Genomic DNA, 13564 nt, shown 5'->3' on the forward strand with positions numbered 1-13564 from the left:
TTCTGGATGGAGACGTTATTATGTTACCTGTTCTTGCATCAGTGAGTGCTCATCGTGTCCCGATTTTTTGCCCTTTTTGTCGCTTTTGTCTCAACGATGACGGTGCTGTCCCCGGCCCGCGCCGAGGTCCGCGTACTGACCAGCATCCAGCCGCTGCAACTGATTGCCGCAGCGGTGCAGGAGGGCGTCGGCAAGCCGGAGGTACTGCTGCCGCCGGGTGCTTCGCCGCACCATTACGCGCTGCGGCCATCCGACGTACGGCGGGTGGGCGAGGTCGATCTGCTCTACTGGATCGGTCCGGACATGGAAGGTTTCCTGCCTCGTGTGCTGGGCACCCGCAGCAAGCCGACCGTGGCGGTGCAGGGCCTGCCGGACATGAAGCTGCGCCACTTCGGCGAGGACAGCCATTCCCACGACGAATCGGATGATCCGGACGAGCACGACCATGACCACCGTCCCGGCAGCCTCGATGCGCACCTGTGGTTGTCCACGGTCAATGCCCGGGTGATTGCCGCGAAGATGGCCAGCGACCTGAGCGCGGCCGATCCGGCCAATGCGGCGCGTTATCAAAGCAACCTGAAGGCCTTTGGTGAACGCCTCGATGCGCTGGACCAGCGTTTGAAAGCACGCCTGGCGGGCGTGGCGGGCAAGCCGTACTTCGTCTTCCACGAGGCGTTCGACTACTTCGAGTCGGCCTATGGTGTGCAGCACACGGGTGTCTTCAGCGTGGCCTCGGAGGTACAGCCAGGGGCCCAGCATGTGGCAGCGATGCGCAAGCGCCTGCAGGAAGTGGGCAAGACCTGCGTGTTCAGCGAGCCGCCGCTGCGGCCAAGGCTGGCCGAGACCCTGACGGCGGGGTTGCCGGTGAAACTGGCGGAGCTGGATGCGCTGGGCGGGACCTTGCCGGTGGATGCCAAGGGCTATGAGACGCTGCTGGACAATTTGGGGAATGGCCTGGCCGGCTGCCTGGAAAGTCTGTAGCGCCTGATTTGGGACCGCGCAGCGGTCCCAATGGGTCAAAGTGCAAACGGCAGCATCACCTCGACATTCTGCCGCGCCGCCAGCCGCACCTCGAACTCCGCCGGATCGTGGATCAACACATCCATCCCCGCGAACGACTCCGCCGCGATCAACCGCGACAGCCAGAACCTTACACAAGCCACCCGCAGCATCACCGGCCACAGCTCGGCTTCCGCTGCCGTGAACGGCCGTAGCGCCGCATAGGCGCCGAGGAACGCCCGGGCCAGCACCCCGTCGATCTGTCCGCTTTCATCGCTGCACCAGTCGTTCAGGGAAATCGCCAGGTCGTACAGCATTGGCCCGGAGCAGGCGTTGTAGAAGTCGATCACACCCGTCAGGTGTGTCCCTTCGAACATGGTGTTGTCACGGAACAGGTCGGCATGCACGTTGGCCCGTGGAAGCGCCATGATTCGCGCATGATTGGCGGCGATCTCTTCCAGACTGCCCTTGAGCAGCGCCTGCTGGCCTGCATTCAGCCGCTCCATCAGCTCGTTGCCGGCTTCCAGCATCCAGTCCAGGCCACGGTCGGTCTTGCGTTCCAGCACCTTGTCGCGGGTCGCCAGGTGCAGGTGGGCCATGAAATCGGCGATCTGCACGCAATGCTGGGCATTTGGCGCCTTGGGGTGTTTGCCGGCCAGGCGCGGTTGCAGCAAGGCCGGCTTGCCGGCGAGCTCGCGCAGGGCCACGCCGTCAGTGGCGCGCAGGGCGTAGGGCACCGGCAGGTCGGCTTCATGCAGCACGTCGAGCAGTTCGATGAAGAACGGCAGGTCCTGGATCGGCCCGCGCTCCACCAGTGTCAGCACGAACTCCCCCTGTTCGAGGCTGATGAAGAAGTTGCTGTTCTCGGTACCGGCGGCGATGCCCTGGAAGTCCAGCAGGCGGCCCAGTCCATAGGGGGCCAGAAAGGTTTCCAGCTCGGGCCGGGTCAGGGGGGTGAACACAGACATGGTCAAAAACGGCTCATGCAGGCACGTCGTCGCGACGTGCCGGGTGGATGTTAAGGGTCCGCATCACCACTCGAAGATCTTCCACGCGGGAATCAGCATGTCGGGCTGGTCGGACCTGATGAAGTTGGCATCGGTGCCATCGGCGCGCACCAGGAAGTACGGCTTGCCGTTCTTCGGGGTGATCTTGATGGCGTACAGGAAACCGTTCTGCCGGTACTCCTGGATGGTCTTGTCGCCTTCCTGGCGAATGGTTACTTCCGGCTCGGCGGAGGGCGCATCGTCCGCCGCCAGGGCCGCGACAGGCGTGCCGACCAGCAGACCGAGCAACAACAGGCGATTGAGTGTACCCATGATAACCTTGTCCCTTTGTCGTCAATGATCCGGACATTCTAGCGCCGGGCCCGTCGAAAAGGTTGATTCCGCTCATGAGCCAAACCCCCCTCGTCCTGGTGGACGGTTCTTCGTACCTCTACCGTGCCTTCCACGCGCTGCCGCCGCTGACCACGTCCAAGGGCATGCCGTCCGGCGCGATCAAGGGTGTGCTGAACATGCTCAGGAGCCTGCGCAAGCAGTATCCGGACAGCCCCTTCGCCGTGGTCTTCGACGCCAAGGGCGGGACCTTCCGCGACGAGATGTTCGCTGACTACAAGGCCAATCGCCCGAGCATGCCCGACGACATGCGCGTGCAGATCGAGCCTCTGCACGCCGCCGTACGCGCCCTGGGCTTCCCGCTGCTGTGTGTGGAGGGCGTCGAGGCCGACGACGTGATCGGCACCCTGGCTCGCAGCAGCGCAGCGGCAGCACGTCCGGTGGTGGTTTCCACCGGCGACAAGGACATGGCCCAGTTGGTGGACGAACACGTTACGCTGGTCAACACCATGACCGGAACCGTGCTGGATATCGAAGGCGTAAAAGGGAAATTCGGTGTCGCTCCGGAGCAGATCATCGACCTGCTGGCGCTGATGGGCGATACCGCGGACAACATCCCCGGGGTCAAGGGCGTTGGCGAGAAGACTGCGGTCGGCCTGCTGGTTGGTGTGAATGGCGGCCTCAAGGAGCTGTACGACAACCTCGACATTGTTCCGACCCTGCCGATCCGCGGCGCCAAGACCCTGCCCGCCAAGCTCCTGGAAAGCAAGGAAATGGCCTTCCTTTCCTACCAGTTGGCGACCATCAAGTGCGACGTCGAGCTGGAGGTCGGCCTGGATGACCTGCACTTGGGCCAGCCGGACTACGACAAGCTGATGGAGTTGTACACCGAGTTGGAGTTCAAGGGCTGGATCGGCGAGCTGGAACGCGAAGCCCGGCGTGCCATCCAGCCGGCGCCGGTGGCCGAGCTGGACCTGGCTGTGGCCGTGGTCGGCGACGACGCGGTAGTGGTGGCCGAGGTGGAAGTGCCGGTGGAGCCGGTCTACGAGACCATCCTCGACCAGGCCCGCTTCGACGCCTGGCTGCAGAAGCTCAAGGACGCCCCGCTGTTCGCCTTCGATACCGAAACCACCGGGATCGATGCGCACCAGGCGCAGCTGGTGGGCGTGTCTTTCGCGGTCAAGGCCTTTGAAGCGGCCTATGTTCCGCTGACCCACAGCTACCCGGACGCCCCGGCGCAACTGGACCGCAACACCGTGTTGAAGGCCCTGAAACCGCTGCTGGAAGACCCGAACAAGCTCAAGGTCGGTCAGCATGCCAAGTTCGACATGAACATTCTCGCCAACTGCGCCATCGACGGCGACCAGGCCAACGGCATCACCGTGCGCGGCGTGGCCTTCGACACCATGCTCGAATCCTACGTGCTCAACTCCACGGCGATCCGTCATGACATGGACAGCCTGGCGAAGAAGTACCTCGACTACACCACGGTGAAATTCGAGGACATTGCCGGCAAGGGCGCCAAGCAGGTGACCTTCGACAAGATCCACCTGGACAAGGCCGGCCCCTACGCCGCCGAAGACGCCGACGTAACCCTGCGTCTGCACCAGACCCTGTTCCCGCAGCTGCAGGCGATCCCGACCCTGGCCAGCGTGGTCACCGACATCGAGATGCCGCTGGTGCCGGTGCTGGCGCGCATCGAGCGCCAGGGCGCGCTGGTGGATGCCGACCTGCTCAAGGTGCAGAGCCAGGAGTTGGGCGACAAGATGGTCGAGCTGGAGCGCCAGGCCTTTGAACTGGCTGGCGAGGAATTCAACCTCGGTTCGCCGCGCCAGCTCGGCGCCATCCTCTACGACAAGTTTGGCCTGCCGGTACTGAAGAAGACCGCCAAAGGTCAGCCGTCCACCGCCGAGGAGGTGCTGGATGAACTGGCCGAGGAAGGCTATCCGCTGCCGCGGGTGCTGATGCAGTACCGCTCGCTGAGCAAGCTGAAGAGCACGTACACCGACCGCCTGCCGGAGCAGATCAACCCGCGGACCGGGCGCATCCACACCTCCTACGGTCAGGCCGTGGCGGCCACCGGGCGGCTATCGTCCAGCGACCCGAACCTGCAGAACATTCCGGTGCGCACCGCCGAAGGCCGGCGCATCCGCCAGGCGTTCGTCGCGCCCAAGGGCTACAAGCTGCTGGCGGCGGACTACTCGCAGATCGAACTGCGCATCATGGCCCACCTGTCCCGTGACGAAGGCCTGATGAACGCCTTCCGCGACGGCCTCGACGTGCACACCGCCACTGCCGCCGAGGTGTTTGGCGTTGCTCTCGACCAGGTGACCTCCGACCAGCGGCGCAGCGCCAAGGCGATCAACTTCGGCCTGATCTACGGCATGGGCGCGAAGAAACTTGGCAAGGACATCGGCGTCGAAACCAAACAGGCCAAGACCTATATCGATGCCTACTTCGCCCGCTACCCGGGCGTTCGCGAGTACATGGAACGCACCCGCAAGCAGGCCGCGGAGCAGGGCTTCGTGGAAACCCTGTTTGGCCGTCGCCTGTACCTGCCGGCGATCAACTCCAGTCGCCCGGCGGAACGCGCCGGCGCCGAGCGAACGGCGATCAACGCGCCGATGCAGGGCACTGCGGCGGACATCATCAAACGCGCCATGGTGGCGGTGGACAACTGGCTGGAAAACTCGGGGCTGGACGCTCGGGTGATCCTTCAGGTGCACGACGAACTGGTGCTGGAAGTGCGCGAGGACCTGGTCGAGCAGGTTCGCGAAGAAATCCGTCCGTACATGAGCCACGCCGCTCAACTCGATGTGCCGCTGCTGGTGGATGTGGGAATTGGCTCGAACTGGGACGAAGCGCACTGATCGTGCGGGTAAGTGCTGCGACATAAGGTCGCGGCACTTGCCGGCTCCGGAAGCCGGGCATTAAGAGATTTCCTACTTATCGCAAATAGTTTCTACACGCCCGGAACTAATCCGGTGAATCGACACTCAGAGGTACTGAATGGCTGGTGAAGCCCTTCAATGCTCCTATGTTGTGTTAAGTGTTGGCAGATATCCGGACCCCGCCCTAGCGGTTCGGAACTTGAACCCCGAACTTCCCCCTCCCCATACGAAGTCCGGGGTTTTTTTTGCCCGGAATTTACCGGGCAGCCCTTATTCCGCGGGCTTGTCAGCCAGTTCCAGCCAGCGTGCGAGCACCCCGTAGGCCTCTTCCAGGCCCTGGCGCTTGGGCGCTGAGAACAGCTGGATGGTGATGCTGTCGCCCCACCCTTTGCGGATTTGCGACTGCACCTTGAGCAGGGTGTTCTTGGCTGCGCCGAAGGTCAGCTTGTCGGCCTTGGTCAGCAGGATGTGCATCGGCATGCCACTGGCCTTCGACCAGTCGAGCATCATCTTGTCGAAGTCGGTCATGGGATGGCGCACGTCCATCATCAGGATCAGACCCTTCAACGCCTCGCGGCTGCCCAGGTAGGCCTCTAGGTGGCGCTGCCAGTGCTGCTTGAGCGGGATGGGTACTTTTGCATATCCGTAGCCCGGCAGGTCGACCAGACGCCGATCGTCGTCCAGACTGAAGAAGTTCAACAACTGGGTCCGACCCGGGGTTTTCGAGGTGCGCGCCAGGCTGGCGTGGGTCAGGGTGTTGAGGGCGCTGGACTTGCCGGCGTTCGAGCGACCGGCGAAGGCGACTTCGTAGCCTTCGTCAGGCGGACACTGGTCGACCTTGGCGGCACTGAGGGCGAATTTTGCCGTCTGGCAAAGTCCGAGGATGGGGTTTTTGACTTGCATGGGATGTCCGAAGTGAGCGTTGCCCGGGGTGGGTGCGGCAGGGTGTGTCGTTTCCGTTTCGGCAACGGGAGTATATAATGCCCTAGATTTTGTGTGCGCATTATCCCAGCGTAGGACGATGTGCACGGGGGCTCAGACTTTAAAGGTTGCGCACTAGAACGCAATGAGCTTCCAACCCTGAAGGGTCGTTCGATGACGAATTGGCTGCTTGCAATCGGTGTCTTGATACCGTTTTCCAGCGCTCAGGCTACACAGGATCCCGAGGCGTTGTACAACCGCACGTGTGCGGCCTGTCACGCCGGGCAGCTGCCACAGGCCCCCCGAGCGGGTGACCGTGCAGCCTGGGAGCCAAGGCTGGCGCAGGGTATGGAGATATTGGTCGGGCATGTAACCCAGGGTTTCAAGGCTATGCCACCGCGTGGATTGTGCATGGACTGCAGTGCCGAGGACTACCAGGCCATCATCCGTTGGATGAGCCAGTAGACCCGATACATAACTCTTTCACCCTTAGCCGTAGTTGGATTAGCTGATGAACAAACTTATCGTGAGTCTGCTGTTGACCCTGGGCGTTACAGGCGGCGTCAATGCCGCTGACAAGATCGTTGGCGATGCTACTGCCGGTCAGGCGAAAACGGCGGTTTGTGGCGCCTGTCACAATCCGGACGGCAACAGCCTGGCTCCGAACTTCCCGAAACTGGCCGGCCAGGGCGAGCGTTATCTGGTCAAGCAACTGAACGATATCAAGTCGGGCAAGCGCACCGTCCTGGAAATGACCGGTCTGCTGACCAACCTCAATGACCAGGACTTCGCCGACATCGCCGCGTACTTCGCCAGTCAGAAAGGCAGCGTTGGCGCCGCCGATCCAGCGCTGGTCAAGCGTGGTGGCGAACTGTTCAACGGTGGCGACCTGTCGAAAGGCCTGCCCGCCTGCACCGGCTGCCACTCCCCGAATGGTGCTGGCCTGGCTGCCGCCGGCTTCCCGCACCTGGGTGGCCAGCACGCGCAGTACATCACCAAGCAGCTGACCGATTTCCGCGAAGGCGATCGCACCAACGACGGCGATGCCACCACCATGCGCACCATCGCTTCCAAGCTGAGCAACAAGGACATCCAGGCACTGGCCAGCTATATCCAGGGCCTGCACTGATCCTCGGGCGCTACGTTAACGCTGCGTTAATGAGGCGTCTGGAACATGAAAAGGGTGGCTTCGGCCGCCCTTTTTTATTGTTTCTGCCGTTACACTTACGAACTCGAACCCGCCTTGGCCTGTCAGAAGACACGTCGTTCAAGGGGCGACTCAAAGACTGCTCAGGAGTGAAGCATGCGTAATCTGATTCTCAGCGCCGCGCTGGTGGCCGCCAGCGTACTCGGTATGAACGCCCAGGCTGCGGAGCCGGTGGCGGGCAAGGAATATATCGAGCTGAGCAACCCGGTGCCGGTGTCCCAGCCAGGCAAGATCGAGGTCGTCGAGCTGTTCTGGTATGGCTGCCCGCACTGCTACCACTTCGAACCGACCCTCAATCCATGGATCGACAAGCTGCCGGCCGACGTCAACTTCAAGCGCGTGCCCGCCATGTTCGGTGGCCCGTGGGACGCCCACGGCCAGATGTTCCTGACCCTCGAAGCCATGGGTGTCGAGCACAAGGTTCACGCCGCGGTATTCGATGCCATCCAGAACCAGCACAAGCGTCTGACCAAGCCTGAGGAAATGGCCGAGTTCCTGGAAACCCAGGGCGTGGACAAGGACAAGTTCCTCGCCACCTTCAACTCCTTCGCCATCAAGGGTCAGGTCAACCAGGCCAAGGAGCTGGCGAAGAAGTATGAAATCACCGGCGTGCCAAGCATGGTGGTCAATGGCAAGTACCGCTTCGACCTTGGCACTTCCGGCGGTCCGGAAGGCGTGCTGAATGTCGCCGACCAACTGATCGCCAAGGAACGCGCCGCTAAGTAAGCGGCGAGCACCATGGCACGCTGGAGAAGCGAGCGGGTCGTTGGCCTGTGTGATCCACGGGTCAACGAGCACCATCTGGGCGACGACAACCTGCCGCAGGACGGTCGCCTGCGCTTGCTCAGCTTCAACATCCAGGTCGGGATCAGCACCGAGCGCTACCGGCACTACGTGACCCGCAGTTGGCAGCACCTGCTGCCGCACACCGGACGCTCCGGCAACCTGCAGAAGATCGGCCAGTTGCTCAACGATTTCGACCTGGTCGCTCTGCAGGAAGCCGATGGCGGCAGCCTGCGCTCGGGCTACGTGAACCAGGTCGAGCACCTGGCTCACCTCGGTGCCTTTCCCTACTGGTACCAGCAGCTCAACCGCAACCTCGGGCGTTTTGCCCAGCACAGCAATGGCGTGCTCAGTCGCCTGAAACCGCAGTTGCTGGAAGATCACCCGCTGCCAGGCCCGGCCGGACGCGGGGCGATCCTGGTGCGCTTCGGCGAAGGCGAGGATGCCCTGGTGGTGGTGATGATGCACCTTGCCCTGGGCTCCAAGACCCGCGCCCGGCAACTGGCCTATATCCGCGAGCTGATCAGCGGCTACCGGCACCAGGTGCTGATGGGTGACATGAACACCCACGCCACCGACCTGCTGCAACACTCGCCCCTGCGCGACCTCGGCCTGATCGCCCCGCAGGTCGAAGCGACCTTCCCCAGCTGGCGTCCACAACGTTGCCTGGATCACATTCTGCTCAGTCCGAGCTTGACGCTGGAGCGCGTCGAAGTCCTTTCCCAGCCAATCTCCGATCATTTACCGGTCGCGGTTGAGATTCGTTTGCCTGATGCTCTGACTGTGGATACGCTTCCGGTTTTGCGTTAGTCCGCGGGTCCGGGCATGAGCGACGAAGCAGAACGCTGGAAAGAGAAATACCTCAAGAGCATCGAACAGCAGGAAAAGCTGGAGCGCCGTTGGGAGGCCCGGCTCGACTTGTTGCGTCGCGGCCTCGTGCGCAGCACCCTGGCCGCTGAAGGCAGCGACAAGGTGGTCGACGAGTGCATGAAGGAAATGCGCGACGTCATTCGCACCGACAACATGGACGCCGCCCTCGCTGGCCTTATCCCCCGCCTCGAAAAAGCCGTGCTCGACTCCGAGCAGCGCCGGGCGACCCGCGTGACCCAGGTGACCACCGCGCTGACCTCACTGGTCAACCAGTTGCAGGTGCTGTCGCTGCCGAGCGAAGTCCGGCGGCCGTTGAAGAAGCTCGGCAAGCAGGTGGAAACCCGCGCCGGCCAGTCGCGGGAAGTGCCGTTGCTGCTGAGCGAGCTGAGCAAGCTGCAGGGCGAAGCCCTCGGCGCGCTGACCAATCCTGAAGAGCACAACAAGCCTGGTTTTTTGCAACGCCTGTTCGGTGGCCGTGATGCTGCGGTCGAGCCGGTTGCGGAAAGCCCCGTGTCAGAGCAGTTGGCACCTGCGCCAGCACGCAAACCCGAGGCGCCGCCGATCGCCGACGTCGACGAGTTGAGCCCGTCCCCGCAGACGCCGGAACCGCCGGAACCGCCGCGTGCGGGCCCGGTCCTGGTCGAAGCCGAACCGATGGTGCTGATCCAGCCGGTGGTCGAGGAGCCCGCTGCGGACGAAACCGTGGAGGCTGTCGTCGAACCAGAGCCTGAGGTCGAGGCGCAAGTGGAGCCCGAGGCAGCCGAAGCGGTTACCGAGTCCGCCGCTGAACCCCCTGTGCCAGAGCCTGAGGCAGTCGACTCCAGCGAACCGGAGATGACCCCGGAAGAGCTGTTCTATTCCCTGCCTGACGGCACCGAACCGACCTACAGCTCGGTTGCCGCCCATATCGAGGACACCCTGCTCGGCCTGCTCGACGACCTTAGCCTGCCCGAGCGCCACCGCCCCCAGGCCGAGTCGATGCGTGAGCGCCTGGAGCACGGCCTGAACTGGTACGAACTGCTGCCGGTGCTGGATGACCTTGCCGTGCTGATGCTGGCCATCACCGACAGCGGTCAACACGAGTTCGAAGCCTACCTGCAACAGCTCAACGAGCGCCTGGAGTCGTTCCAGAGCCATCTGCAGGAGGCCAGCGAAGGCCATGCCGACAACCAGTCCGCCGAGCGCGACCTGAACACCCAACTGCGCGAACAGGTCGATGGCCTGCACAGCAGCGTGCAGGGCGCGGCGGATCTCGACAGCCTCAAACATGTGCTGGAGGGCCGCCTTGAAGGCCTGCTTGGCACCATGGACGAACACCAGCACCAGCGAGACAAGCGCGAGCAGGAGATGGCCACGCGCCTCAAGGGCCTGTCCGAGCGGGTCGCGCATATGGAGCAGGAAGCCCAAGGCTACCGCGAGCACCTCGAGGAGCAGCGGCAGAAGGCTCTGGTCGACCCGCTCACCGGTCTGCCCAACCGTGCCGCCTGGTCCGAACGCCTGGACCTGGAAGTCGCCGACTGGACGGAAAAGGGTGGCCACCTGCTGATGGCCATCCTCGACCTCGATCACTTCAAGCGCATCAACGACAGCTACGGCCACCTGGCCGGCGACAAGGTGTTGAAGATCGTCGCCAACGAACTGCGCAAGCGCCTGCGCGCCCGGGACTTCATGGCCCGCTTCGGCGGCGAGGAGTTCGTCCTGCTGATTCCGCAGACGCCGCTTTCTGGTGGTCTACAGTTGGCGGAGAGCCTGCGCGCGGCGGTGGAAGCCTGTCCGTTCCACTTCAAGGGCGAGCGGGTCACCATCACTCTGTCGGTGGGCGTCACCGCGTTCCGTTCCGGCGAGCGCAGCGACGTGGTGCTCAAGCGCGCCGACGAAGCCCTGTACCGGGCCAAGCACCTGGGTCGCAACCGCGTCGAACAGGGGTGAGCGGCCTGACCTGAGGTACGTTATGCTATTGCATTACAGACTTCCCAGGCGTCGTCCCCTTTTCATGAAAGCGTTTTTCTCCGTCCTGCTGCTCGCGCTGTTGGCAGGCTGCACCAGCGGTCCGCAATTGCGGGTGGACCGCAGCCACACTTCGCTCAACCAGGACAGCCGCGTCCAGCTCGTCATCCTGCACTACACCAATGCCTCACTGGAGCGCTCGCTGGCCCTGTTGACCCATGGCGAAGTGAGTAGTCACTACCTGATCGGCGACGATCGCAACGCTACCGTGTATCAACTGGTCGATGAGAACCGTCGTGCCTGGCACGCTGGTGAAAGCCAGTGGGAGGGCCGGACCTGGCTGAACTCGACCTCCATCGGCATCGAGATCGTCAATCCCGGCTACACCGACACGCCGACGGGGCGGGTCTGGCACCCGTACAGCGAGGCGCAGGTGCAGTCGCTGATCCTGTTGCTCAAGGACATCGCCAGGCGCAACAACATCCAGCCACGGCACATCATTGGCCACAGCGATATCGCGCCGCTGCGCAAGCTCGACCCTGGACCGATGTTCCCGTGGAAGCGCCTTGCCGACGAAGGGCTGGGACTCTGGCCGGATGCGCGAGCGGTGGCGCAGCAGCAGGCGCGTTTCGCGGTCAATCCGCCGAGCGCGGCCTGGTATCAGCAGCAACTGGCACGGTTTGGCTATGCAGTGCCGCAGACCGGTGAATTCGATGTGGCTACCCGGCATGTGATCGCGGCGTTCCAGATGCGTTTCCGTCCGCAGCGCTTCGATGGACAGCCGGATGCGCAGACGGCTGCGATGCTTCAAGTCCTCAATACTATGCGCTAGGTCTTTCAGGGGCCAACGATGGGGCCCTGAAAGACACCGCCAAACGGCCAGGCTGACTTCCCCGGGAATTGCTATACCTCAAGGTATTCAACGGGATATTTCCGATGTCACCTGCCCTGCTGCTGCGCGGCCTGTTATATCGACCCTGGCTCCTGGCAACGCTGGCAGCCTCGGCGAGCGCCGTTTTGCTGTTGCTAGGCAGTCTGGGCGTGGCGATGCACCAGGTGCAGGTCAACGAAAGCGAGCAGATGAATGCCCGCGGCGAACGCTTTCTTGAGCGTCTGGAACAGATCTTCGGTCAGCTACGCCAGGGCGTCGATCAGCTCCAGGCTCAGTCGGTACGCGGTTGCGGCTTCGAAATGATCTCGACCCTGCAGCAGGTGGCCTTCAACAACCGCTTCGTCTACGAAGCGGCGTACACGGACGATCAGCAGACCTGCTCCAGCCGACTCGGCGACCGTACCTTCGAATCCCTGCCTCCGCCGGATATCCGCGGCCCCACCTACAGCTACTGGCTGAACACCAGCACCGAACCTGACGACAACCGTGCCGCCCTGATCCTCGGTCGCGGCCCCTTTCGCGTCTCAACCTCGCGCGGTCACCTGACAGACGTGGTCGACCTGCCTGTCGGCGGTAGCCTGCTGGTGGTGCTCGATCGAGGGGCCCGTGCCGTACCGGTATTGGGGGCGCTGCAGCACTGGCCGCCGAAAGGCGTCAACTGGCCACCAGCGACCAGCGATGCGCTGATCGAGCTGCCGGACCGCCTGCTCTATCGCATGCCGACCAAGTCCCCGGACTATCAGCTTGTACTGATTGCTCCGCGCAGTACCCAGCCGTTGAAATTGAGCGGTGTGCTCTGGTTGCTGTTCCCCGGCAGCCTGCTGCTGGCTTGGTGCATCGGCTGGGCGGTGCTGCAGCTGGTGCGGCAGAGCCGTTCGATGAGTTCGGAACTGCAGGGGGCGTTGCGTCGCGGCGAGTTGCAGGTGCTCTACCAGCCGATCTTCGAGTTGACCAGCCGCCGCTGTGTCGGCGCCGAAGCCTTGGTGCGATGGCGCCGCCCTGATGGCACGCTGACCAGCCCGGATCTGTTCATTCCGCTGGCGGAAAACACCGGACAGATCCGCCAGATCACCGATTTCGTCCTGCAACGCGTGTTCGACCAACTGGGCCAGGTACTGCGGGCCAATCCGCAACTGTACATCTCGGTTAACCTGGCGGCATGTGATGTCATGGTGCCCCGCATCGGCCGGGTCGCCGCGCGGCTGCTGGCGACCCACCATGTGGCGGCCAGCCAGATCGCCTTCGAGGTCACCGAGCGTGGGCTGATCGATGTGGTGGTGGCCAGGGACAATCTCCAGGCCTTGCGTGCGGTGGGGCATCAGGTGCTGATCGATGATTTCGGCACAGGCTATTGCAGCCTCGCCTACCTGCAGACCTTGCCAGTGGACTGCCTGAAGATCGACAAGGCCTTCATCGATGCTCTCGGTCATGACGCCGCCAGTAGCGGTGTGGCCCCGCACATCATCCGCATGGCCCATGCCCTGCAATTGCGGGTGATCGCCGAAGGCATCGAGTACGAAGACCAGGCGCTGTTGCTCAACAGTGAAGGGGTCGCCTACGGTCAGGGCTGGCTGTTCGCGCATCCCCTGAATGCGCGGCAGTTCGTCGAGCTGATTACCCGTGGCCGGCGACGCGGGCCGCGGCGGATCGATGATGAGGCCTGATCGGCATCTGAAGGTTTGACGCGGTCCTTGTGGCAGCTGGCTTGCCAACTGCC

12 protein-coding genes are annotated in these 13564 nt (G+C 63.3%); 9 read left to right on the plus strand and 3 right to left on the minus strand.

Annotation, left to right across the window (positions count from 1 at the left end):
• Nucleotides 1-54 precede the first annotated feature (54 nt).
• Nucleotides 55-981, plus strand: a complete 927-nt coding sequence (locus AC5QPF_RS00705; protein ID WP_494961581.1) for a metal ABC transporter solute-binding protein, Zn/Mn family — start codon at nucleotides 55-57, stop codon at nucleotides 979-981.
• A 35-nt stretch (nucleotides 982-1016) separates the two neighbouring features.
• Here AC5QPF_RS00705 and AC5QPF_RS00710 read toward each other — a convergent pair whose 3' ends face one another.
• Complete coding sequence (locus tag AC5QPF_RS00710; RefSeq protein WP_494961582.1) at nucleotides 1017-1967, minus strand: homoserine kinase; 951 nt, start codon at nucleotides 1965-1967, stop codon at nucleotides 1017-1019.
• Between the two features lie 63 nt (nucleotides 1968-2030).
• Entirely contained in the window at nucleotides 2031-2318 is a 288-nt protein-coding gene (locus AC5QPF_RS00715) for a DUF2782 domain-containing protein (protein WP_494961583.1), read from the minus strand.
• A gap of 74 nt (nucleotides 2319-2392) precedes the next feature.
• On the opposite strand from AC5QPF_RS00715, the gene polA reads away from it, so the two are divergent.
• Nucleotides 2393-5206, plus strand: a complete 2814-nt coding sequence (gene polA, locus AC5QPF_RS00720; protein WP_494961584.1) for a DNA polymerase I — start codon at nucleotides 2393-2395, stop codon at nucleotides 5204-5206.
• A 291-nt stretch (nucleotides 5207-5497) separates the two neighbouring features.
• Here the strand turns inward: polA and yihA are convergent, their stop codons facing one another.
• Complete coding sequence (yihA, locus tag AC5QPF_RS00725) at nucleotides 5498-6130, minus strand: ribosome biogenesis GTP-binding protein YihA/YsxC (protein ID WP_494961585.1); 633 nt, start codon at nucleotides 6128-6130, stop codon at nucleotides 5498-5500.
• A 192-nt stretch (nucleotides 6131-6322) separates the two neighbouring features.
• On the opposite strand from yihA, the gene AC5QPF_RS00730 reads away from it, so the two are divergent.
• The 7 genes from AC5QPF_RS00730 to AC5QPF_RS00760 all read left to right on the plus strand — a co-directional run bounded on the left by AC5QPF_RS00730 (nucleotide 6323) and on the right by AC5QPF_RS00760 (nucleotide 13511).
• Nucleotides 6323-6613, plus strand: a complete 291-nt coding sequence (locus tag AC5QPF_RS00730; protein WP_494961586.1) for a c-type cytochrome — start codon at nucleotides 6323-6325, stop codon at nucleotides 6611-6613.
• Nucleotides 6614-6659: 46 nt separating this feature from the next.
• Entirely contained in the window at nucleotides 6660-7277 is a 618-nt protein-coding gene (locus AC5QPF_RS00735) for a c-type cytochrome (protein ID WP_494961587.1), read from the plus strand.
• 174 nt (nucleotides 7278-7451) lie between these two features.
• On the plus strand, nucleotides 7452-8081 hold the full coding sequence (gene dsbA, locus AC5QPF_RS00740; protein ID WP_494961588.1) for a thiol:disulfide interchange protein DsbA: 630 nt from the start codon (nucleotides 7452-7454) through the stop codon (nucleotides 8079-8081).
• A gap of 12 nt (nucleotides 8082-8093) precedes the next feature.
• Nucleotides 8094-8948, plus strand: coding sequence for an endonuclease/exonuclease/phosphatase family protein (locus AC5QPF_RS00745; protein ID WP_494961589.1), 855 nt, complete (start codon nucleotides 8094-8096; stop codon nucleotides 8946-8948).
• Between the two features lie 15 nt (nucleotides 8949-8963).
• Nucleotides 8964-10937 carry a diguanylate cyclase gene (locus tag AC5QPF_RS00750; protein WP_494961590.1) on the plus strand — a complete coding sequence of 658 codons (1974 nt, stop codon included), beginning with the start codon at nucleotides 8964-8966 and terminating at the stop codon, nucleotides 10935-10937.
• A gap of 64 nt (nucleotides 10938-11001) precedes the next feature.
• Nucleotides 11002-11787 carry an N-acetylmuramoyl-L-alanine amidase gene (locus AC5QPF_RS00755; RefSeq protein WP_494961591.1) on the plus strand — a complete coding sequence of 262 codons (786 nt, stop codon included), beginning with the start codon at nucleotides 11002-11004 and terminating at the stop codon, nucleotides 11785-11787.
• A gap of 104 nt (nucleotides 11788-11891) precedes the next feature.
• The gene (locus AC5QPF_RS00760) at nucleotides 11892-13511 is read left to right on the plus strand and encodes an EAL domain-containing protein (protein WP_494961592.1); all 1620 of its coding nucleotides are present in this window, start codon (nucleotides 11892-11894) and stop codon (nucleotides 13509-13511) included.
• The last annotated feature ends 53 nt before the right edge of the window (nucleotides 13512-13564 follow it).

It is taken from the genome of Pseudomonas sp. Con_6, assembly GCF_059379395.1.

Excerpts from the sequence above, each read along its gene's own strand:
- yihA (WP_494961585.1), bottom strand. The coding sequence starts at position 6,130 with ATGCAAGTCAAAAACCCCATCCTCGGACTTTGCCAGACGGCAAAATTC.
- AC5QPF_RS00755 (WP_494961591.1), top strand. The coding sequence starts at position 11,002 with ATGAAAGCGTTTTTCTCCGTCCTGCTGCTCGCGCTGTTGGCAGGCTGC.
- AC5QPF_RS00760 (WP_494961592.1), top strand. The coding sequence starts at position 11,892 with ATGTCACCTGCCCTGCTGCTGCGCGGCCTGTTATATCGACCCTGGCTC.
- AC5QPF_RS00730 (WP_494961586.1), top strand. The coding sequence starts at position 6,323 with ATGACGAATTGGCTGCTTGCAATCGGTGTCTTGATACCGTTTTCCAGC.
- polA (WP_494961584.1), top strand. The coding sequence starts at position 2,393 with ATGAGCCAAACCCCCCTCGTCCTGGTGGACGGTTCTTCGTACCTCTAC.
- AC5QPF_RS00745 (WP_494961589.1), top strand. The coding sequence starts at position 8,094 with ATGGCACGCTGGAGAAGCGAGCGGGTCGTTGGCCTGTGTGATCCACGG.
- AC5QPF_RS00735 (WP_494961587.1), top strand. The coding sequence starts at position 6,660 with ATGAACAAACTTATCGTGAGTCTGCTGTTGACCCTGGGCGTTACAGGC.
- dsbA (WP_494961588.1), top strand. The coding sequence starts at position 7,452 with ATGCGTAATCTGATTCTCAGCGCCGCGCTGGTGGCCGCCAGCGTACTC.
- AC5QPF_RS00750 (WP_494961590.1), top strand. The coding sequence starts at position 8,964 with ATGAGCGACGAAGCAGAACGCTGGAAAGAGAAATACCTCAAGAGCATC.
- AC5QPF_RS00710 (WP_494961582.1), bottom strand. The coding sequence starts at position 1,967 with ATGTCTGTGTTCACCCCCCTGACCCGGCCCGAGCTGGAAACCTTTCTG.
- AC5QPF_RS00715 (WP_494961583.1), bottom strand. The coding sequence starts at position 2,318 with ATGGGTACACTCAATCGCCTGTTGTTGCTCGGTCTGCTGGTCGGCACG.